20 protein-coding genes and 1 tRNA gene are annotated in these 19,592 nt (G+C 70.3%); 10 read left to right on the top strand and 11 right to left on the bottom strand.

What is annotated here, in order from left to right; genetic code table 11:
* Positions 1 to 146 precede the first annotated feature (146 nt).
* The gene (gene ppdK, locus NK718_RS10955; RefSeq protein WP_254741771.1) at positions 147 to 2,825 is read left to right on the top strand and encodes a pyruvate, phosphate dikinase; all 2,679 of its coding nucleotides are present in this window, start codon (positions 147 to 149) and stop codon (positions 2,823 to 2,825) included.
* Between the two features lie 60 nt (positions 2,826 to 2,885).
* On the opposite strand, the gene NK718_RS10950 is transcribed toward ppdK, so the two are convergent.
* Complete coding sequence (locus tag NK718_RS10950) at positions 2,886 to 4,493, bottom strand: carboxyl transferase domain-containing protein (protein WP_254741769.1); 1,608 nt, start codon at positions 4,491 to 4,493, stop codon at positions 2,886 to 2,888.
* A 106-nt stretch (positions 4,494 to 4,599) separates the two neighbouring features.
* Entirely contained in the window at positions 4,600 to 5,013 is a 414-nt protein-coding gene (locus tag NK718_RS10945) for a rhodanese-like domain-containing protein (protein ID WP_254741767.1), read from the bottom strand.
* Positions 5,014 to 5,145: 132 nt separating this feature from the next.
* On the opposite strand from NK718_RS10945, the gene NK718_RS10940 reads away from it, so the two are divergent.
* The 4 genes from NK718_RS10940 (at position 5,146) to NK718_RS10925 (ending at position 7,381) form a co-directional block, all read left to right on the top strand.
* The gene (locus tag NK718_RS10940; protein WP_254741766.1) at positions 5,146 to 5,850 is read left to right on the top strand and encodes a DUF599 domain-containing protein; all 705 of its coding nucleotides are present in this window, start codon (positions 5,146 to 5,148) and stop codon (positions 5,848 to 5,850) included.
* 32 nt (positions 5,851 to 5,882) lie between these two features.
* A complete protein-coding gene (locus tag NK718_RS10935) occupies positions 5,883 to 6,176 on the top strand; it encodes a DUF3253 domain-containing protein (RefSeq protein ID WP_254741765.1) in 294 nt (97 codons plus the stop codon).
* 55 nt (positions 6,177 to 6,231) lie between these two features.
* Positions 6,232 to 6,936: a helix-turn-helix transcriptional regulator gene (locus tag NK718_RS10930; RefSeq protein WP_254741764.1), complete on the top strand. Its 705-nt coding sequence runs from the start codon at positions 6,232 to 6,234 to the stop codon at positions 6,934 to 6,936.
* Positions 6,937 to 7,006: 70 nt separating this feature from the next.
* Positions 7,007 to 7,381: a VOC family protein gene (locus tag NK718_RS10925; protein WP_254741762.1), complete on the top strand. Its 375-nt coding sequence runs from the start codon at positions 7,007 to 7,009 to the stop codon at positions 7,379 to 7,381.
* 260 nt (positions 7,382 to 7,641) lie between these two features.
* Here the strand turns inward: NK718_RS10925 and NK718_RS10920 are convergent, their stop codons facing one another.
* Positions 7,642 to 8,262 (bottom strand): glutathione S-transferase family protein, encoded by a 621-nt coding sequence (locus NK718_RS10920; RefSeq protein ID WP_254741759.1) that lies wholly within the window; start codon positions 8,260 to 8,262, stop codon positions 7,642 to 7,644.
* Positions 8,263 to 8,421: 159 nt separating this feature from the next.
* Positions 8,422 to 9,594, bottom strand: coding sequence for an isovaleryl-CoA dehydrogenase (locus tag NK718_RS10915; RefSeq protein WP_254741756.1), 1,173 nt, complete (start codon positions 9,592 to 9,594; stop codon positions 8,422 to 8,424).
* Between the two features lie 96 nt (positions 9,595 to 9,690).
* Between NK718_RS10915 and NK718_RS10910 the strand changes: the two genes are divergently transcribed.
* Positions 9,691 to 10,170, top strand: a complete 480-nt coding sequence (locus tag NK718_RS10910) for a methyltransferase family protein (RefSeq protein WP_254741753.1) — start codon at positions 9,691 to 9,693, stop codon at positions 10,168 to 10,170.
* Positions 10,171 to 10,186: 16 nt separating this feature from the next.
* Here NK718_RS10910 and NK718_RS10905 read toward each other — a convergent pair whose 3' ends face one another.
* Both NK718_RS10905 and mgtE read right to left on the bottom strand, forming a co-directional pair.
* Positions 10,187 to 11,026 (bottom strand): glycoside hydrolase family 25 protein, encoded by an 840-nt coding sequence (locus tag NK718_RS10905; protein WP_254741751.1) that lies wholly within the window; start codon positions 11,024 to 11,026, stop codon positions 10,187 to 10,189.
* Between the two features lie 86 nt (positions 11,027 to 11,112).
* Positions 11,113 to 12,519 carry a magnesium transporter gene (mgtE, locus tag NK718_RS10900; protein ID WP_254741749.1) on the bottom strand — a complete coding sequence of 469 codons (1,407 nt, stop codon included), beginning with the start codon at positions 12,517 to 12,519 and terminating at the stop codon, positions 11,113 to 11,115.
* A 107-nt stretch (positions 12,520 to 12,626) separates the two neighbouring features.
* Between mgtE and NK718_RS10895 the strand changes: the two genes are divergently transcribed.
* Positions 12,627 to 13,487, top strand: coding sequence for a polysaccharide deacetylase family protein (locus NK718_RS10895; RefSeq protein WP_254741747.1), 861 nt, complete (start codon positions 12,627 to 12,629; stop codon positions 13,485 to 13,487).
* A gap of 55 nt (positions 13,488 to 13,542) precedes the next feature.
* On the opposite strand, the gene NK718_RS10890 is transcribed toward NK718_RS10895, so the two are convergent.
* Positions 13,543 to 13,629 (bottom strand) — tRNA-Leu (locus tag NK718_RS10890).
* Positions 13,630 to 13,739: 110 nt separating this feature from the next.
* Positions 13,740 to 14,000, bottom strand: coding sequence for a FliM/FliN family flagellar motor switch protein (locus NK718_RS10885; RefSeq protein ID WP_254741745.1), 261 nt, complete (start codon positions 13,998 to 14,000; stop codon positions 13,740 to 13,742).
* A 57-nt stretch (positions 14,001 to 14,057) separates the two neighbouring features.
* Here NK718_RS10885 and lipB point away from each other — a divergent pair, with 57 nt between their 5' ends.
* Positions 14,058 to 14,789: a lipoyl(octanoyl) transferase LipB gene (lipB, locus tag NK718_RS10880; protein ID WP_254741743.1), complete on the top strand. Its 732-nt coding sequence runs from the start codon at positions 14,058 to 14,060 to the stop codon at positions 14,787 to 14,789.
* A gap of 10 nt (positions 14,790 to 14,799) precedes the next feature.
* On the top strand, positions 14,800 to 15,306 hold the full coding sequence (locus NK718_RS10875; protein ID WP_254741741.1) for a GNAT family N-acetyltransferase: 507 nt from the start codon (positions 14,800 to 14,802) through the stop codon (positions 15,304 to 15,306).
* Positions 15,307 to 15,316: 10 nt separating this feature from the next.
* On the opposite strand, the gene NK718_RS10870 is transcribed toward NK718_RS10875, so the two are convergent.
* From NK718_RS10870 to NK718_RS10860, 3 genes are all read right to left on the bottom strand, one after another.
* Positions 15,317 to 15,778, bottom strand: coding sequence for a gamma-glutamylcyclotransferase family protein (locus tag NK718_RS10870; protein ID WP_254741739.1), 462 nt, complete (start codon positions 15,776 to 15,778; stop codon positions 15,317 to 15,319).
* 65 nt (positions 15,779 to 15,843) lie between these two features.
* A complete protein-coding gene (locus NK718_RS10865) occupies positions 15,844 to 17,847 on the bottom strand; it encodes an acetyl-CoA carboxylase biotin carboxylase subunit (RefSeq protein ID WP_254741737.1) in 2,004 nt (667 codons plus the stop codon).
* A 100-nt stretch (positions 17,848 to 17,947) separates the two neighbouring features.
* The gene (locus tag NK718_RS10860; RefSeq protein ID WP_254741734.1) at positions 17,948 to 18,391 is read right to left on the bottom strand and encodes a hypothetical protein; all 444 of its coding nucleotides are present in this window, start codon (positions 18,389 to 18,391) and stop codon (positions 17,948 to 17,950) included.
* 247 nt (positions 18,392 to 18,638) lie between these two features.
* Here NK718_RS10860 and NK718_RS10855 point away from each other — a divergent pair, with 247 nt between their 5' ends.
* Complete coding sequence (locus NK718_RS10855; RefSeq protein WP_254741715.1) at positions 18,639 to 19,583, top strand: ring-cleaving dioxygenase; 945 nt, start codon at positions 18,639 to 18,641, stop codon at positions 19,581 to 19,583.
* The last annotated feature ends 9 nt before the right edge of the window (positions 19,584 to 19,592 follow it).

Here is a 19,592-nt window from a genome sequence, read left to right as displayed (position 1 = left end):
CTCCCGCCATCGATCCCGGGGTGAATGCGGGCCCGCATCCGGCGCGGATGCGCGGCCGTCTCATCTGTTTGCCCCATTGCGTTTTGATTGGGGCTGGGCAATGCAGGCGGCGTGGTTCTCGCAGGCGCAATAAGAGGACGGCGTAGATGACCAAGTGGGTGTACAGCTTCGGCGACGGCAAGGCCGAGGGACAGGCCGACATGCGCAACCTGCTCGGCGGCAAGGGCGCGAACCTGGCCGAGATGAGCAATCTCGGGCTGCCCGTCCCTCCCGGCTTCACCATCTCCACCGAGGTCTGCACTTACTACTACGCCAACGGCCAGACCTATCCGGCCGATCTCGAGGGCCAGGTCCAGGCCGCGCTGGACCGGGTGGGGGCGATCACCGGCAAGACGTTCGGCGATTCGGAGAACCCCCTGCTCGTCTCCGTGCGCTCCGGCGCCCGCGCCTCGATGCCGGGCATGATGGACACCGTGCTCAATCTCGGCCTCAACGACGTCACCGTCGAGGCCATCGCCCGCAGCTCCGGCGACGCGCGCTTCGCCTATGACAGCTACCGCCGCTTCATCCAGATGTATTCGGACGTGGTGCTGGGCGTCGACCACGGCTTCTTCGAGGACCACCTGGAGGAATACAAGGAGCGCAAGAACTACAAGCTCGACACCGACCTCTCCGCCGCCGACTGGCAGGTGCTGGTCGGCAAGTTCAAGGACACCGTGCAGGCGGAGCTGGGCCGGCCCTTCCCGCAGGACCCGCGCGACCAGCTGTGGGGCGCCATCGGCGCCGTGTTCGGCTCGTGGATGAACCAGCGCGCGAACAAGTACCGCGAGTTGCACGGCATCCCGGCGAGCTGGGGCACGGCCGTCAACGTGCAGGCCATGGTGTTCGGCAATCTCGGCGAGACCTCGGCCACCGGCGTCGCCTTCACGCGCAACCCCTCCACCGGCGCGAAGGAGCTCTACGGCGAGTTCCTCATCAACGCCCAGGGCGAGGACGTGGTCGCCGGCATCCGCACGCCGCAGGACATCACCGAGGCGGCGCGCATCGCCGCCGGCTCGGACCGGCCCTCGCTGGAGCGCGCCATGCCGCAGGCCTACGCGGAGTTCATCCGCATTTGCGGCCTGCTGGAGAAGCACTATCGCGACGTGCAGGACGTCGAGTTCACCATCGAGCGCGGCAAGCTGTGGATGCTTCAGACGCGCAACGGCAAGCGCACCGCCAAGGCGGCGCTGAAGATCGCCGTCGACCTCGCCAGCGAGGGCGTGCTGACGCACGAGGAGGCGATCGGCCGCATCGACCCCGCCGCCCTCGACCAGCTCCTGCACCCCACCATCGACCCCGCCGCCGAGCGCAAGATCATCGCCACCGGCCTGCCCGCCTCTCCCGGCGCGGCGGGCGGCGAGGTGGTGTTCGACAGCGACGAGGCCGAGCAGGCCCGCGCCGCCGGTCGGCGCGTCATCCTGGTGCGCATCGAGACCAGCCCGGAAGACATCCACGGCATGCACGCCTCCGAGGGCATCCTCACCACGCGCGGCGGCATGACCTCGCACGCGGCCGTGGTGGCGCGCGGCATGGGCAAGCCCTGCGTGTCGGGCGCGGGCGGCCTGCGCGTCGACTACGCGGCGCAGACCCTCACCGCCGGCGGCGTCACGCTGAAGAAGGGCGACTGGATCACCATCGACGGCGGCACCGGCCAGGTCCTCGTCGGCGAGGTGAAGATGCTCGAGCCGCAGCTCTCGGGCGAGTTCGGCACGCTGATGGGCTGGGCCGACGGCGTCCGCCGCATGAAGGTGCGCGCCAACGCCGAGACGCCGCGCGACGCCCGCGCGGCGCGCGGCTTCGGCGCGGAGGGCATCGGCCTGTGCCGCACCGAGCACATGTTCTTTGAGGGCGAGCGCATCGTCGCCGTGCGCGAGATGATCCTCGCCGACGACGAGAAGGGCCGCCGCGCCGCGCTCGCCAAGCTGTTGCCGATGCAGCGCGCCGACTTCGTCGAGCTGTTCTCGATCATGAGCGGCCTGCCGGTGACGATCCGCCTGCTCGACCCGCCGCTGCACGAGTTCCTGCCGCACACGGACGAGGAGATCGCCGAGGTCGCCGCCGCCATGGGCGCGGACGCCGACAAGCTGAAGCGCCGCGCCGCCGAGCTGCACGAGTTCAACCCGATGCTCGGCTTCCGCGGCTGCCGACTCGCCGTCGCCTATCCCGAGATCGCCGAGATGCAGGCCCGCGCCATCTTCGAGGCCGCCGTGCAGGCCGCCAAGGCGAGCGGCCAGCCGGTGATCCCCGAGGTGATGGTGCCGCTGGTGATGACCAAGCCCGAGCTGGACCTCGTCAAGGAGCGCATCGTCGCCATGGCCGAGGCGGTGAAGAAGGAGACGGGCGCCGCCCTCGACTACCAGGTCGGCACCATGATCGAGCTGCCCCGCGCCGCGCTGCGGGCCGGTGAGATCGCCGAGAGCGCCGAGTTCTTCTCGTTCGGCACCAACGACCTCACCCAGACGACGCTGGGCATCTCGCGCGACGACGCCGCCTCGTTCCTCGGCCCGTACACGGCCAAGGCGATCCTGCCGGCCGACCCGTTCGTCACCATCGACGCCGAGGGCGTGGGCGAGCTGGTGCGCCTCGCCGCCGAGCGCGGCCGCAAGACGCGCGGCTCGCTCAAGCTCGGCATCTGCGGCGAGCACGGCGGCGACCCGGCCTCCATCGCCTTCTGCGAGAGCGTCGGGCTGGACTACGTCTCCTGCTCGCCCTACCGCGTCCCCATCGCCCGCCTCGCCGCCGCCCAGGCCGCCCTCGGCCTCAAGGCCGCCAGCACGGCTTAAGGCCCGCCACGACCGACGGCCGGCGCTCCCTCCGGGGAGGCCGGCCGGCGTCATACATGACTACATCCGGAACACGCCGAAGCGCGTCTCCTCCACGGGGGCGTTGAGGCAGGCGGAGAAGGCGAGGCCCAGCACGCGGCGGGTTTCCGAGGGCAGGATGATGCCGTCGTCCCACAGGCGCGCGGTGGCGTAGTAGGGGTGGCCCTCCGCCTCGTAGCGCGAGCGGATCGGCGCCTTGAACGCCTCCTCGTCCTGCGCGCTCCACTGACGGCCCTCGGCCTCGATGTTGTCGCGCTTGACGGTGGCGAGCACGCTCGCCGCCTGCTCGCCGCCCATCACCGAGATGCGCGCGTTCGGCCACGTGAAAAGGAAGCGCGGCCCGTAGGCGCGCCCGCACATGCCGTAATTGCCCGCGCCGAACGAGCCGCCGACGATGACGGTGATCTTCGGCACGCGCGCGCAGGCCACCGCCGTCACCAGCTTCGCCCCGTCCTTGGCGATGCCGCCGGCCTCGTATTGCCGGCCCACCATGAAGCCCGAGATGTTCTGCAGGAACAGCAGCGGAATGCGCCGCTGCCCGCACAGCTCGATGAAGTGCGCGCCCTTCAGCGCCGATTCCGAGAACAGGATGCCGTTATTGGCGACGATGCCCACCGGCATGCCCCAGATGCGCGCGAAGCCGGTGACCAAAGTCGTCCCGTAGAGCGCCTTGAACTCGTCGAACTGCGAGCCGTCGACGAGGCGGCCGATCACCTCGCGGATGTCGTACTGCTTCTTGAGGTCTACCGGCACCAGCGCCTCGAGGTCGGCGGGGTCGAGCAGCGGATCCTCCGGCTCGGCCATGGCGATGTCGGGACGCTTGACGCTGTTGAGGTTGACGACGATCCGCCGCGCGATGGCCAAAGCGTGGGCGTCGTCCGCGGCGTAGTGGTCGGCGACGCCGGAGACGCGGGCGTGGACGTCCGCCCCGCCGAGATCCTCGGCCGAGACCTCCTCGCCCGTCGCCGCCTTCACCAGAGGCGGGCCGCCCAGGAAGATGGTGCCCTGGCGGCGCACGATCACCGTCTCGTCGGACATGGCCGGCACGTAGGCCCCGCCCGCCGTGCAAGAGCCCATCACCACCGCGATCTGCGGGATGCCGAGCGAGGACAGCGTCGCCTGGTTGTAGAAGATGCGGCCGAAATGCTCGCGGTCCGGGAACACCTCGGTCTGGTGCGGCAGGTTGGCGCCGCCCGAATCGACGAGATAGACGCACGGCAGGCGGTTCTCGCGCGCGATCTCCTGGGCGCGCAGGTGCTTCTTCACCGTCATCGGGTAATAGGTGCCGCCCTTGATGGTCGAGTCGTTGCACACGACCATCGCCTCCCGCCCCTCCACCCGGCCGACGCCGGCGATGAGCCCGGCCCCATGGATGGCGTCCTCGTACATGGAGTTGGCGGCGAGCTGGCCGATCTCGAGGAAGGGCGAGCCGGGGTCGATGAGCCGCATGACGCGCTCGCGCGGCAGCAGCTTGCCGCGCGACAAATGGCGCTCGCGCGCCCTTGCCGGCCCGCCCTGCGCCGCCTCCGCCCGCCGCTCGCGCAACTCGTCGGCGAGCCGCCGCCACTCGGCGGCGTTGGCCTGGACGTCCGGCGCTTGGCGGTCGACGGCGGAAGTAAGGATGGTCAAGTGTCAGCCCCGCGTGCGGCGCGACGCCCCCCGCGTCGCCTCGCGGGCGATCATGGCCGAAGCGCCGCCGAACGCAACAGCCCCGCCTCGCGCGCCGGGCCGGGGCTCAGGCCCCCGGCTTCGGCTCGCCGCCTTCCACCGGCCCGCCCGCCTTCTTCCACGCGGCGAAGCCGCCGGCGACATGCGCCACCGGCTTCAGGCCCATCTCCTGCGCCGCCTTCGCCGCCAGCGCCGAGCGCCAGCCGCCGCCGCAGAAGAACACGAAGCGCTTGTCCTGCGCGAAGACCGGCTTGTGGTAGGGGCTCTCCGGGTCGATCCAGAACTCCAGCATGCCGCGCGGGCAGTGGAACGCGCCAGGCGCCTTGCCTTCGCGCTCCAGCTCGCGCGGGTCGCGCAGGTCGACCAGCACGACGTCGTCGCGGCCGACGAGCCCGATCGCCTCCTCGGCGGGGATGGTCTCCACCGCCGCCTCGGCCTCCGCCACCAGCGCCTTGTATCCCTTGACGATCGTCTGCGGCATGGCTCACCTCCGGTTGCGCGCGGGCAGGATGGCGAGCCGCCGCGCGGCGGTCAACGGGCGGCGCGCCGCCCCTCTCGCCAGCCCCTGCCCCGGCCTCTTGCGGGCGGCGGCGCGACGCCGCAAGCTTCGGCCATGCCGGACCTGACCCTCCTCGACGCCGTCGCGCTCGCCTTCTTCATCCTGTGCTGGGTCGCCTACCACCGCGTGCTGGAATCGCGGCGGCTGGGGCCGCGCTCGCTGAACGGCATGATGCACGCCGAGCGGCTGCGCTGGATGGAGCGGATGATCGTGCGCGAGCCGCGCATCGTCGACACCCAGATCATGGGCAGCCTGCAGAACGGCACGGCGTTCTTCGCCTCCACGTCGCTGTTCGCCATCGGCGGCTCGCTGGCGCTGCTGCGCGGCGCGGAGGACGTGCAGCGCGTGTTCACCGACATGCCCTTCGCCGTGCAGTCCACCCGCGCCATGTGGGAGGTGAAGACGATCGGGCTCACCGTCATCTTCGTCTACGCCTTCTTCAAGTTCGCGTGGTCGTACCGGCTGTTCAACTACGCCGCGATCCTGCTCGGCGCGACCCCGCCGCCCTCTTCCGCCGACACGCCGGAAGGCCGGCTGCACGTGCTCAAGACGACGCGGATGACCACCGCCGCCGGCGCGCACTTCAACCGGGGCCAGCGCGCCTTCTTCTTCGCGCTCGGCTATCTCGGCTGGTTCCTGGGGCCGGGGGCCTTCCTGGCGACCACGGCGGGCGTCCTGGCGGTGATGGCCTCGCGGCAGTTCCGCTCCAACGGCTACCGCGCCCTCGTCCTGCGCGAGGGCGACGACGCCGGCGCTTGACGCCGGGCGCGAAGCGGCGCAAACGCCCTCGCATGAGCGAGCCCGAATCCGACCCCAGGCCCCGCCCCGCGCCCGAGGCGCTGGAGGAAGCCATCGTGCGGCTCGTCGCCGAGCGCGGCGGCGACAAGACGATCTGCCCCTCCGAGGCCGCCCGGCTGGTCGGCGGCAAGCACCCGGACGAGTGGGGCAAGCTGATGATTCCCGTCCGCCGCGCCGCCATCCGCCTCGCCCACCAGGGCCGCGTGGTCATCTACCGCAAGGGCAAGCCCGTCGACCCCGACGACTTCAAGGGCGTCTACCGCATCGGGCTGCCAAGGCAGGACTGAGGGGGAGGCGTCGGAGCGAGGTTCGCTCGCCGAAGCGATGCGCTAGATTGCGCCGATGTCGCGCGCCGCACGCCTTCTCGACCTGATGCAGGCCCTGCGCCGCCGCCGCGCCCCGGTGTCCGGCGCGGTCCTGGCGGGCGAGCTCGGCGTCTCGCTGCGCACGCTCTACCGCGACATCGCCACGCTGACGGCCCAGGGCGCGCCGATCTCAGGCGAAGCCGGGCTCGGCTACGTGCTGAAACCGGGCTTCGACCTGCCGCCCCTGATGTTCCCGGCGGAGGAGGTCGAGGCGGTGGTGCTCGGCCTGCGGCTGGTGGCGCAGAAGGGCGACCCGGCGCTGACCCGCGCCGCCGAGAACGCCGCCGCGCGCATCCGCGCCGTTCTGCCGGCCGGCCTGCGCGAGGACGCCGAGGCCACGCCGCTGCTGGCGGGGCCGAACGGCGTCACACGGCGCGGGCCGCCCCGCCCCGTCGTGGACGTCGCGGTGTTGCGCGCGGCGCTGCGCACGCGGCGCAAGCTCGCCCTCGCCTATCGCGATCTCTCCGGCCAGGCGAGCCGGCGCGTCGTGTGGCCGGTCGCCCTCGCCTTCTTCGAGAACGCGCTTGTGCTCGCGGCGTGGTGCGAACTGCGGGAGGACTTCCGTCACTTCCGGGTCGACCGGATCGAGACCGCCGACACGCTGGAGGCGCTCGTGCCGGAACGCCGCGCCGCCCTGCTGAAGCGATGGCGCGAGCAGGAGGGCGTGGCCGCGCAGCTCTGAGCGCCGCTGCTGACGGAAACTGTCAGCGGCATGGGCGATGTCATGCGGGTCCTGTTTCGGAGACCCCGCCATGTTCGATCCTTCGCTCGTCATCCTCTACGTCGCCGACCCGGCCCGCAGCGTCGCCTTCTACGCGCCCCTGCTCGGCCGCGAGCCGGTGGAAAGCTCGCCGACCTTCGCCCTGTTCGCGCTCGAGGGCGGACGCATGCTCGGCCTGTGGCGGCGCGACGGCGTACGGCCGGACGCCGCCGTTCCCGCCGGCGGAAGCGAGATCGCCGCCGCCCTCCCCGACGCCGCCGCGGTGGAAGCCGTTCACGCCGCGTGGAGATCGCGCGGCGTCGCCATCGCCCAGCCGCCGACACCCATGGACTTCGGCCACACCTTCGTCGCCCTCGACCCCGACGGCCATCGCCTGCGCATCTTCGCGCCGGAGCAGGGGCAATGACCCGGTTCCGGATCGCGGTCGCCTGCGCCGAGCACGCGGCGCCCAAAGGGCGGACCTCGTCCGCCCGTCCCCGGAACCCCGGAGCGTCAGCGGAGGGGTGTCCGGGGTCCAGCGCATGGATGTTGCCGCGAAGCGGCGCTTTACAAGCCTTTTCCATGAGGACGCGCTGACGCGCGACATCTTGCGCTGGGCCCCGGATCCGGTTCCGCTCCGCTGCACCGGTCCGGGGACTGGCGGGCCGTTGGCCCCCTCCCCCCTCCTCAGCTCACCGGCAGCGGCAGGGCCCTGGCGGCGGCGGGGAGCGCGCGGAGGCGGGCGTACCAGCGCTCGACGTTGGGGTGGGGCTGGCGGGCGATGGGCATGTTCAGCCAGCGGTGGATGTTGGGCGCGAGCACGATGTCGGCCATGGTCAGGCGGCCGTGCTCCAGCGCGTCGCGCCCGGCGAGGTGGGCGTCGAGGATGCCCAGCAGGCGTTCCGCCTTCACCCGCGAGGCCTCGATGATGGCGGGGTCGCGCTTCTCCGCCGGCGTGCGGACGAGGTGCATGAAGGCCGGTCCCATGGCCGGCGCGAACTCGGCGATCTGCCAGTCCATCCACCGCTCGGCCAGCGCGCGCTGGCCGGGGTCGTCCACCCACAGCGTGTCCCGTCCGTAGCGCGCCGCGAGGTAGCGCACGATGGAGTTGGACTCCCACAGCACCAGCCCGTCGTCCTCCAGCGTCGGCACCAGCCCGTTCGGGTTGCGGGCGAGGTACTCCGGCGTGCCGACGACGCCGAACGCGCCGCCCGCGTCGCGCCGTTCATAGGCCAGGCCCAGAACTTCCAGCGCGAAAACGACTTTCTGGACATTCGTCGACGTTATACGCCCGAACAGCACAATCACGGCGGTACCTCCCTACGGAACAGGGCCCGATGTTCGCGGCTTCCAGCGGGACTCCGAATGGAATCGTGCGAACCGTCAATTCAATGCTCAATTGGGGCGTGAAGCCCCGGTTCAATCCGTCATCCAGCCCGTTGTCTCAACGCGCTGGGTTGATCTTGCCTATTCCGACTTCCCGAACAACTCGCGGCCGATCAGCATGCGCCGGATCTCGCTCGTGCCCGCGCCGATCTCGTAGAGTTTGGCGTCGCGCAGCAGCCGGCCGGTGGGATAGTCGTTGATGTAGCCGTTGCCGCCCAGCAGTTGAATCGCGTCCAGCGCCAGTTGCGTCGCCTTCTCGGCCGCGATGAGGATCGCCCCCGCCGCGTCCTCGCGGGTCGTTTCGCCGCGATCGCAAGATTTCGCGACGGCGTAGACATAGGCTTTGCAGGCGTTCATCGTGACATACATGTCGGCGATCTTGCCCTGCACGAGCTGGAACGTGCCGATGGGCTGGCCGAACTGCTTGCGCTCGTGGACATAGGGCAGCACCACGTCGAGCGCCGCCTGCATGATTCCCAGCGGCCCGGCGGCCAGCACCACTCGCTCGTAGTCGAGCCCGGACATCAGCACGTTGACGCCGCGCCCCACCTGCCCGAGCACGTTCTCCTCAGGCACCTCGCAGTCCTCGAACAGCAACTCGCAAGTGTCGGAGCCTCGCATGCCCAGCTTGTCGAGCTTCTGCGCGGTCGAGAAACCCTTCATGCCCTTCTCGATGAGAAACGCCGTGATGCCGCGCGGGCCGGCGGCGGGGTCCGTCTTGGCGTAGACCACCAGCGTCTCGGCCACCGGGCCGTTGGTGATCCACATCTTGTTGCCGTTGAGGACGTAGCGGTCGCCTTTCTTGTCGGCGCGGGTGCGCATCGAGACGACGTCCGAGCCGGAGCCGGGCTCCGACATGGCCAGCGCCCCGACATGCTCGCCGGAGATCAGCGCCGGCAAGTACTTGCGCTTCTGCGCCTCGGTGCCGTTGCGGCGGATCTGGTTGACGCACAGGTTGGAGTGCGCGCCATAGCTGAGGCCGACCGAGGCGGAAGCCCGCGAGACTTCCTCCATCGCCACGCAATGCTCGAGATAGCCGAGCCCGGAGCCGCCGTAGTCTTCCTCGACGGTGATTCCGTGCAGGCCGAGACTTCCCATCTTCGGCCAGAGATCGCGCGGGAACTGGTTGGTGCGATCGATCTCGACGGCGCGCGGCGCGATCTCGGCCTGGGCGAAGCCGCGCACCGTGTCGCGCAGCATGTCGGCCGTTTCCCCGAGGTCGAAATTGAACGGGCGGGCGGCGTTGGCGAGCATGGCGGCTTCGTTTCCTGTTGTGCGCGGTCGAGAAGGAGAATACCCCGTCCCGGCCCGGGGGGAAGAGCCCGCCGGCCCTCGGGGAACCCGCCGTCCATGACCCAGCCCTTCCGCGACCGGCCCAACGCCCTTCCCTGGCCGCCGATGATCTACCTCGCCGCCGTCGCGCTGGGCTGGCTGCTGCAGCAAGTCGACCCGTTCGACGCCATGGACCAGGCGCTGGCGATGCTGCCCCGCACGGTGGGGCTGGCGCTGTTCACCGCCGGCGTCGGGCTGGATTTCTGGGCCTTCCTGACGCTGCGCCGGGCCCGGACCACGGTGCTGCCGACAGCGGGCGCGAAGGCGCTGGTGACGGACGGGCCGTATCGCTTCAGCCGCAACCCGATCTACCTGGGCAACACGATGGCGCTGGCCGCCTTCGCCGTGGCGCTGCGCTGGGGCTGGCTGCTGCTGCTGCTGCCGGTGACGGTGGCGGCGGTGAACTGGCTTGGCATCGCCCGCGAGGAGGAGCACCTGGCGGCGCGCTTCGGCGCGGACTGGACGGCCTACGCGGCCAAGGTGCGGCGCTGGCTGTGAGCCGCGCCGCCGCCTCTCAGAACGGCAGGTATGCGCGGATCGAGGCCGTCGCCTCGGCCTCCATGGGCTCGTCCTGGATGACTCGGGCGCGCTTCAGCCACGCCACCCATTCCTTCTCGGTGCCGTTGAAGACGTTGCGGTCCACCGCGCCGCGCACGCCCGGCACCTGGCCGGTGGTGGTCCACTGCCACATCGTCCAGCGGCGGTCGCTGTAGCGCTCGTGCGGCTCGGCCGCGACGCTGCGGATCCAGAACGGATAGTCCTCGAACTCGCCCTTCAGCACCTCCTCGTGGAAGGTGATGTCGGTGTAGATGATCGGCTTCTTGCCGGTGTGACGCTCGAGCTCGCCCAGCATCACGCGGATCATCGCCAGCGCCTGCTCCTTGGGCACCTTGCGCGGGCAGGTGAGCGAGTGGCCGTTCCACTCCAGGTCGAGCACCGGGGGCAGCGCGTCGGGGTCCTGCGGGATGTGCTGGGCGAACCAGCGGGCCTGCTGGTCGGCCGGGCGGCACCAGTAGACGAAGTGGTACGCGCCGCGCGGAATGCCCGCGGCTTTCGCGCCGCTCCAGTTGGACCAGAACTGCGGGTCCAGGTAGTCGCCGCCCTCGGTGGCCTTGATGAACACGAACTTCGTGCCGGCGTCCTGCACCTCGGCCCAGTTCACGTTGGTCTGGTAGCGCGAGATGTCGATGCCGTGGATGGGATAGGTCTGCGCCTTGGCGACGCCGGGATGCGGCTTGGAATCGCTCTTCCGGGGGTAGTAGTTCGGCGCCATCGTGCAGGAGGCGAGCAGCGATGCGGCCAGCGCGAGGCCGATCCACTGCAGCGGGCGGGGCGTGCGAACGAAGAAGGCCATGGCGAAGGAACCGTCCGGGTGGGTCCTTCCAGCCATTGTATGAAACAGTTTAAGAAATCGGAAAGGCTCGTTTCAGCTTTTTCCAATCAGTGGAGACCGAACCAGAGCGTCGCGATCCCCAAAAAGCTGAAAAATCCCACCACATCCGTCACGGTTGTCACGAAAACCCCCGAGGAAACGGCCGGATCGGCGCGAAAACGCTCGAGAGCCATCGGAATGAGGATTCCGCCCAGCGCGCCCGCGATAAGGTTAACCACCATCGCGAGACAGATCACGATGCCGAGGTTCCAGTCCCGGAACCACAGGCTCGCCACCACCCCCGTCAGCAGCCCGAAACCGACCCCGTTGAGCAGCCCTACCAGCGCCTCGCGAATGGTGATGCGCCAGGCGTTGGAGGGGCCGAGCTCGCGCATCGCCAGCGCCCGCACCGCCACCGTCATGGTCTGCGTGGCCGCGTTGCCGCCCTGGCTGGCGACGATGGGCGCGAGCACGGCGAGCGCCACCATCTTCTCGAGGCTGCCCTCGAACAGGCCGAGCACGGAGGACGCCAGGAACGCCGTGAGCAGGTTGACGAACAGCCAGATGAAGCGGCTGCGGGTGGTGTAGAGCACGGTGTCGGACAGTTCCTCGTCCGCCCGCACGCCGCCCAGCGCCTTGATCTCGTCGTCGGCCTCTTCCTGCAGCACGTCAACCATGTCGTCGATGGTGATGACGCCCACCAGGCGGTCGGCCTCGTCCACCACTGGCGCGGAGACGAGGTTGTAGCGCTGGAACAGCCGCGCCACCTCCTCCGAATCGTCGAGCACGCGCACGCGCCGCCTGTCGGAGACCATCAGCGTCTCGATGCGGGCGGCGCGGTCGCTACGCAGCAGCGCGTCGAGGAAAAGGTGCCCGAGCAGCCTGTGGCCGGGGTCCACGACGAAAATCTCGAAAAACGATTCGGGCAGTTCGGTCGCCTCGCGCAGATGCGCCAGCACCTGCCCCACCGTCCAGAACGGCGGCACGGCGATCAGGTCCGCCTGCATCAGGCGGCCGGCCGAATCCTCGGGGTAGTCGAGACTCTTTTGCAGCGCCACGCGCTCGGAGGCCGGCAGCGCGTCGAGGATCTCGTCCTGGTCCTCCTTGTCGAGGCCTTCGAGGATGTAGACCGCGTCGTCGGAGTCGAGGTCCTTGACGCCTTCGGCCACCGTCTCGGCGGGCAGTTCCTCGAGGATTTCCTCGCGGACGGCGTCGTCCACCTCGGTCAGGGCCGCGAAGTCGAAATCGTCGCCCAAAAGCTCGATCAGGCGCGGGCGCAGGTCGGCGTCCAGCGCCTCCAGCAGCGCGCCCTGGTCAGCCTCGTGGAAGTCGGCGATCAGGTCGCGCAGATGCGCCGAATCGTCGGCCTGGACCGCCTCCGAGACCGCCTGCACGAAGGCGGCGCTGACATCGCCCTCCTCGTCGCGAAAGGCGAGGACGCGCTCGGCCGCCTTCTTGTTCTCTTCCAGGAGCATGGAGCGTCCCGTTCGCGCGTTGCGGGTACGCGCGCCTTGTATGAATTCACACGCGCCGGCGCAACGGCGGAAATCCCCCGGCAACGAAGTTCGGCTATAGGGAACGTATGCGCCCCCGCTCGCTCCCGACGCCGATTCCCCGCCGCCACGCCCTGGCCGGCCTCGCCGCGGGCGCGGCCGGCCTGCTGCTGGGCGGCGACGCGCGCGCCGGGGCGGCGTGCCCGTCCGGGCTCGCCGGCCGGGTGCTGCCGGTGGGCGTGCAGGGCGGGCTGGCGGTGGGCCTAAAATCGTACCCCGCCATGCTCCCCCTCGCCGACCGCGAGATGGTGCTGACCTTCGACGACGGCCCCATCCCCGGCCCCACCTCGCGCGTGCTCGACGCGCTGGCCTGCGCCGGAGCGCGGGCGACCTTCTTCGTCATCGGCCGCAACGCCAGCGCCAACGCGGCGCTGCTGCGGCGCATCCGGGCCGAGGGGCACACGGTCGCCTGCCACACCTATTCGCACCCCTGGACCCTGCGTGAGATGCGCTTCGAGGCCGCCAAGCGCGACATCGAGGCGGGATTCGACGCCATCGCGCAGGCGCTCGGCGAGTCCGCCGCGCCGTTCTTCCGGTTTCCGGGTTTCGCCGACACCCCCGCCCTGCTCGCCTGGCTCGCTTCGCGCGACATCGGCGTGTTCGGCTGCGACTTGTGGGCGTCCGACTGGTCGCCGATGAGCCCCGAGCAGGAGCTGGAGCTCACGCTGGGCCGCCTCGCCAAGGCGCGGCGCGGCATCGTGCTGTTCCACGACGTCCAGGCGCGCACGGCGTCCATGCTGCCGCGCTTTCTGACGGCGGCCGCCGCGCAGGGCTTCCGCGCGGTGCACATGGTCCCGGGGCCGGGCCGCCTCTCGCCCGAGCCGGCCGGGCCGGGATGGTCCAGCGACACCGAGCGGATGATCGCGATCGCCCGGCGGGCGCACGTCTGAAAACAAAAAGGCGACCCGAATGGGCCGCCTTGATGGAGCTTCGCGAAGCTCGAAATGGTGCGGTCGAGAGGACTCGAACCTCCACAACGGTTAAGTTACTAGCACCTCAAGCTAGCGCGTCTACCAATTCCGCCACGACCGCAATTTCGTCCCGACAAGTCACCCTGCCGAAGCGGGGGTTCGTGTAACAGATCGATCCGGGCTCCACAAGGGCGCTGTTGGCCAAAAGGGCCGCGCGCCGGCGGGGCAGCGTCAGACCCGGGTCGCCGCCTGCGTCTGGCTGCCGGGACGGCGCAGAAGTTCCTTGACCTCGACGGTGATTTCGGACCCGTTGACGACCACCATGCCGCGCGCGATGGGAAAATTGTTGGCGAGGATCTCGACCTCGTCGTCCTCGGACGAATCGAGCGCGATCACCGCGCCGCGGCCCATGCGCAGCAACTGGTGGATCGGCATGCGCGAACGGCCCAGCACGATGGAGATTTCCACGGCGACATTGTCGAGGCCTGTCACGCTCTGCTCCTGTTACGCTCGGACCCCACCAATGAACGCAGTTATGGTTAACGCCCGGTGAACTCCCGCGACGCCCTGCCCCTCCGCTTCCCGGCCGCCGTCGGCTCTCCGCCGGTCGATTGGGTCGTGGCGGAAGGCCTTGTGCCCTACCCCGAGGCGGTGGCGGAGATGGAGGCCCGCGCGGCGGCCATCGCCGCCGGCGAGGCGTCCGAGCGCGTCTGGCTGGTCGAGCATCCGCCGCTCTACACCGCCGGAACCTCCGCCAACCCCGCCGACCTGCGCGAGGCGCGCTTTCCGGTATTCGAGACGGGGCGCGGCGGGCAGTTCACCTATCACGGCCCCGGCCAGCGCGTGGCCTATGTGATGCTCGACCTGCGGCGGCGGCGCGAGGACGTGCGCGCCTTCGTCGCCGCGCTGGAGGGCTGGGTCATCGCCACGCTGGCCTCGTTCAACGTGCGCGGCGAGCGCCGCGAGGACCGCGTCGGCGTGTGGGTGCGACGGCCCGACAAGCCGGCCGGGCCGGACGGCGCGGTCGCCGAGGACAAGATCGCCGCCATCGGCATCCGGGTCCGCCGCTGGGTGACGTTCCACGGCATCAGCCTCAACGTCGAGCCGAACCTGGCCGATTTCGGCGGCATCGTGCCCTGTGGCATCGACAACCCCGCCTACGGCGTCACCAGCCTCGTCGACCTCGGCCTGCCGGTGACCATGGCGGACGCCGACGTGGCGTTGCGCGCCGCCTTCGAGGCCGTGTTCGGACCGACGACGACCGTGGCGGGCGCGCCATGAGGCCCATTCCATGACCCCCGTGCTGCACAGGGGCTGGACGCCAGGCCTGCTCGGCTGGATCGTCGCGGAGCACGGCGTCTACTACGAGCGCGAATGGCAGCTCGGCCGCGTGTTCGAGGCGAAAGTGGCCGAAGGACTCGGCGAACTGGCGGCGCGGTTCGACCCCGCGCGCGACCAGTTGCTCAGCGCGCGCGACGGCGACGCCGTGCTGGGGAGCATCGTGGTCGACGGCGGCGGCCCCCACGCCGCCTCGCGCGGAGCGCGGATCCGCTATTTCATCCTGTCGGACGCCGCGCGTGGCCGCGGCGTCGGGAGGCTTCTGCTCCGGGAAGCCCTCGACGGCATCCGCGCCGCGGGCTTCACGTGCGCCTGGCTGACGACCTTCGCCGGCCTCGACGCCGCCCGCCATCTCTACGAGGCGCACGGCTTCCGTCTCGCCAGCGAGGCGGTGGATACGAGCTGGGGCACTCCCCTCACCGAGCAGACGTTCGCCTGGAGCGCCGACGGAGCGCCGTAGCGCGCGTCCCTTACATGGGCGCCTTGAACAGCGGCGTCCCGGGCCGTCGCGGGGCCGGTTCGCCGTGCTCCATTTCGTAGAGATAGCTCTCCGGCAACTCCCACGAGCGTGCCGCCGCCAGCACGGCTTCGAGATAGCCCGGCTTCGGCTTGCCGGGCCGATCGGTGCGGCCGACATAGATCAGCGCGCGTTTCGCGCCGCCATTCATCACCACGGGCTGGCTGATCTTCGTGTAGAGCCCCGTCTGCACGCTCTCGTAGCGATCGAGCGGCGGGACGTCGGACAGGGCGAGGTCCCACACCACCCCGTGCACCTCGCGGCGCGGATCGCGCGCGACCGAGGCGTAGCCGTCCACGGTGACGAGGAAGCGATGGCGCGGCAGGCGGGCGACGCCCAGCGGTCGCGCCGACGGGCACCGCGTCGCCATCGCGGCGCGGTCCATATTGGAGCCATAGGCGAAATAGAGCGGCATGCGCGACATCTCGCATGCGTAACCGCCCGCTTCAAGCCGGCGCGGCGCGCGCCGGCTTAGGCCGATCAGGCGAATTCCATGATCACCGCGTCGACGGCGAGGCTGTCCCCTTCCGCCGCGAGCAGCTTCGAAATCGTGCCGTCGCGCTCGGCGCGCAGCACGTTCTCCATCTTCATCGCCTCGACGATGCACAGGATTTCGCCGGCCTTGACCTCCTGGCCCTCCGTGACGGCGATGGCCTTCACGAGGCCCGGCATCGGGCAGAGCAGCTGCTTGCTGGTGTCGCCGGCGACCTTCTCCGGCATCAGCGCCGCCAGTTCCGCCTCGCGGCGCGTGTAGACGCGCGCGTGCGCCATCACGCCGGCATGGGCCAGCGTGACACCGTTGAGGATCGGGCGCACCTGGACGGCGATGGCCGCGCCGTCCACCGTGCCCGTCCAGACCGGCTGGCCGGGCCGCCACTCGGAGGCGACCGCGTGGGAATGGCCGGGGGAAAAGCGCACATGGAGCGTGTCTCCCTCGGGCTCCACGTCCACGGCGATGCGCTTGTCGTCCAGCGCGACGACGCGGGCCGTGTCGAACGCGAACGGCGTCGCCGCGCGCAGCTGGCCGGAGATCTGGCGTTTGCGCCGGTTCAGCCGGTCGTCGATCGAGGCCGCGACGGCGGCCAGCAGGTGCGCCGTCTCGCCCTCGGGCGCGGCGGGTTTGAAGCCGTCGTGGAACTCCTCGGCGATGAAGCCGGTCGACAGGCGTCCCTGCACCCAGCGCTCGTGCGCCATCAGCGCGGAGAGGAACGGGATGTTGTGGCGGATGCCCTCGATGGCGAAGGCGTCGAGCGCGCGGGCCTGCGCCTGGATGGCCTCGGTGCGCGTGGGCGCGTGAGTGACCAGCTTGGCGATCATCGGATCGTAGTAGATCGAGATCTCGCCGCCCTCGTAGACGCCGGTGTCGTTGCGGACGGTGACGCCGTCGCGAACGCCCTCCTCGGGCGGCCGGTAGGTGACAAGGCGGCCGGTCGAGGGAAGGAAGCCGCGCGTCGGGTCCTCGGCGTAGACGCGGCTCTCCACCGCCCATCCGTTCAGCCGCACGTCCTCCTGCGCAATGGTCAGCTCCTCGCCGGCGGCGACGCGGATCATCTGCTCCACGAGGTCGATGCCGGTGACGAGCTCCGTCACGGGGTGCTCCACCTGCAGGCGGGTGTTCATCTCGAGGAAGTAGAAGGAGCGGTCCTGGCCGGCGACGAACTCCACCGTGCCGGCGGAATCGTAGCCGACCGCCTTGGCCAGCGCGACCGCCTGCTCGCCCATCTTGCGGCGGGTGGCCTCGTCCAGCAGCGGCGACGGGGCCTCCTCGATGACCTTCTGGTTGCGGCGCTGGATGGAGCACTCGCGCTCGCCGAGATAGATGACGTTGCCGTGCTTGTCGCCCAGCACCTGGATTTCGATATGGCGCGGGTCGACGATGAACTTCTCGATGAACACGCGGTCGTCGCCGAACGACGACGCCGCCTCGGAGCGCGACCGCGCGAAGCCCTCGGCCACCTCGTCGGCGGAAAAGGCGATGCGCATGCCCTTGCCGCCGCCGCCGGCCGAAGCCTTGATCATCACCGGGTAGCCGATCTCGTCGGCGATGCGCACGGCGTGCTCGGGGTCCTCGATGACGCCGAGATGGCCGGGCACGGTCGAGACGCGGGCGGCGTTGGCGGCCTTCTTCGACTCGATCTTGTCGCCCATGGCCTCGATGGCCCGCGGGTTGGGGCCGATGAAGGCGATGCCGGCCTGCGCCAGCGCCTCGGCGAAGGCGGCGCGCTCGGAGAGGAAGCCGTAGCCCGGATGCACCGCCTGCGCGCCCGTGGCGCGGCAGGCTTCGACGATCCGCTCGATCTGCAAATAGGACTGCGCGGCAGGGGCCGGGCCGATATGGACCGCCTCGTCCGCCATCTCGACGTGCAGGGCGTCCTTGTCGGCGTCGGAATAGACGGCGACGGTCTTGATGCCCATGCGGCGCGCGGTCTTGATGACGCGGCAGGCGATCTCGCCACGGTTGGCGATGAGAATTTTGGTGAACATGCCCTGCCCAGAAGCTCGAGAGCTCGGAAAACCAGGGCTTTTTCTTACGGCGTGTGCGGTGCAGCGTCCACTCACTCGTTGGACTGAGACGCCGCCCGGATCAAGCAGCCCGCGCGGCGAGCGACGCGGCGCCGGGAGCGGCCGAACCCGCGCCATTGGCGGCCAGGGCCAGGGCGAGCAGGCGCTCGTCGACGTGCTCGGCCTCGCGCACCAGGGACACCAGCAGCGGGGCGACATTGCCGGCCGCCGCCTCGCGCGGCTGCTCGAGCTGGTGGATCAGCCAGGCGACGTCATCGGCGCGCAGGACGCCGGTGGGGCGGCGCTCCCATACGAGGTGCGCGGTGAGCGTTTCGACGAAGAATTCGCCCCAGGCCTCACAGGTCGAGGGCACCATCCGCTCGACACGGATCAACGCTTCCGCCTCGTCCTGCGTGATGAAGCCGCCCTCTTCGAGCGCATTGCGCAGGTCACGGACGTCATCGGCCGTGGCGTTCTGCTTCTCGATAAGACGAATGACAATGTTCTGAATGCGAGAGCGGAACATCGGCGCGATCTCCTTCGATAGATAGAAGTGAAATCAAATTCACTTGCGTGAGGTAACTATTGGTCCACACCTCTGAGAGGCTGGTTAATGCGTCAGTCTTAACGGCGGTTCAGGTAAATCGAGCCTGAGAATCGATGGTTATTTGAACCTGAATCCCGTTGCGCCGGCGCAAGCGGCCCCTTGCCGGGCTTGAGCACAAGGGAGACCCTGGCCATGTGGGGCGCAGACAGACGCCACGGAGGCTTCCATGACCGCACCATCCGCCCGCACGGCCAGCCCAGGCCTGCACCACGTCACCGCGATCGCCGGCGCGCCGCGCCGCAACCTGGCCTTCTACACCGGGCTGATGGGACTGCGGCTGGTGAAGAAGACCGTCAACTTCGACGACCCCGGCACGTGGCACCTCTATTACGGCGACGCCGCCGGCACGCCGGGCTCCATCCTCACCTTCTTCCCCTGGCCGAACGCCGCGCCGGGCCGCGTGGGACCCGGCGAGACCGGCGAGACGAGCTTCGTCGCGCCCGAGGGCTCGCTGGGCTTCTGGCGGGAGCGCCTGGCGCAGGCGGGCGTCGCGACGGAAGACGCAGCCCGCTTCGGCCGGCCGGTGCTCACCTTCGCCGACCCCGACGGCATGCGGCTCGCCATCGCGGAAGGCGCCGAAGGCGCGGGCGGCCCGGCGTGGACCGGCGCGGATGCGCCCGCCGAGGCCGCCATACGCGGCTTCGCCGGCGTGACGCTCGGCGTGCGCGAGCCCGCCCGCACCGCCGCCGTGCTCACCGGGATCTTCGGCTACGAGGAGATCGCTGAGGACGGCCCGCGCCAGCGCTTCGCGGCCTCCGGCGACGGCCTCGGCGGCGTCATCGACCTGGTGACGGTGGAGGGCGAGCGCGGGCGGCTCGGCGCGGGAACGGTGCACCACATCGCCTTCCGCGCCCGCGACGACGCGGAGCAGGCCGCGATGGCGGAGCGCCTGCGCGCAGAACTGGGCATCGCCACGACCGAGCAGAAGGACCGCAACTATTTCCGCTCGGTGTATTTCCGCGAGCCCGGCGGCGTGCTGTTCGAGATCGCCACCGATGAGCCCGGTTTCGCCGTCGACGAACCGGCCGAGACGATGGGCTCGCGCCTGATGCTGCCCGCCCAGTACGAGGCGCGGCGCGCGCGCATCGAAGCCGTGCTGCCGCCGCTTTAAGGAGACCCG

The organism is Alsobacter ponti, assembly GCF_024294805.1.
Taxonomy (GTDB): Bacteria; Pseudomonadota; Alphaproteobacteria; order Rhizobiales; family Beijerinckiaceae; genus Alsobacter; species Alsobacter ponti.
Note: the sequence above shows the minus strand (reverse complement) of the source record. Positions and strands in the feature narration are given on the sequence as shown.

Coding starts and splice junctions, on each gene's coding strand:
- ppdK (WP_254741771.1), top strand. CDS start 147: ATGACCAAGTGGGTGTACAGCTTCGGCGACGGCAAGGCCGAGGGACAG.
- NK718_RS10945 (WP_254741767.1), bottom strand. CDS start 5,013: ATGCCGCAGACGATCGTCAAGGGATACAAGGCGCTGGTGGCGGAGGCC.
- NK718_RS10940 (WP_254741766.1), top strand. CDS start 5,146: ATGCCGGACCTGACCCTCCTCGACGCCGTCGCGCTCGCCTTCTTCATC.
- NK718_RS10935 (WP_254741765.1), top strand. CDS start 5,883: ATGAGCGAGCCCGAATCCGACCCCAGGCCCCGCCCCGCGCCCGAGGCG.
- NK718_RS10930 (WP_254741764.1), top strand. CDS start 6,232: ATGTCGCGCGCCGCACGCCTTCTCGACCTGATGCAGGCCCTGCGCCGC.
- NK718_RS10925 (WP_254741762.1), top strand. CDS start 7,007: ATGTTCGATCCTTCGCTCGTCATCCTCTACGTCGCCGACCCGGCCCGC.
- NK718_RS10915 (WP_254741756.1), bottom strand. CDS start 9,594: ATGCTCGCCAACGCCGCCCGCCCGTTCAATTTCGACCTCGGGGAAACG.
- NK718_RS10910 (WP_254741753.1), top strand. CDS start 9,691: ATGACCCAGCCCTTCCGCGACCGGCCCAACGCCCTTCCCTGGCCGCCG.
- NK718_RS10905 (WP_254741751.1), bottom strand. CDS start 11,026: ATGGCCTTCTTCGTTCGCACGCCCCGCCCGCTGCAGTGGATCGGCCTC.
- mgtE (WP_254741749.1), bottom strand. CDS start 12,519: ATGCTCCTGGAAGAGAACAAGAAGGCGGCCGAGCGCGTCCTCGCCTTT.
- NK718_RS10895 (WP_254741747.1), top strand. CDS start 12,627: ATGCGCCCCCGCTCGCTCCCGACGCCGATTCCCCGCCGCCACGCCCTG.
- NK718_RS10875 (WP_254741741.1), top strand. CDS start 14,800: ATGACCCCCGTGCTGCACAGGGGCTGGACGCCAGGCCTGCTCGGCTGG.
- NK718_RS10870 (WP_254741739.1), bottom strand. CDS start 15,778: ATGCCGCTCTATTTCGCCTATGGCTCCAATATGGACCGCGCCGCGATG.
- NK718_RS10865 (WP_254741737.1), bottom strand. CDS start 17,847: ATGTTCACCAAAATTCTCATCGCCAACCGTGGCGAGATCGCCTGCCGC.
- NK718_RS10860 (WP_254741734.1), bottom strand. CDS start 18,391: ATGTTCCGCTCTCGCATTCAGAACATTGTCATTCGTCTTATCGAGAAG.
- NK718_RS10855 (WP_254741715.1), top strand. CDS start 18,639: ATGACCGCACCATCCGCCCGCACGGCCAGCCCAGGCCTGCACCACGTC.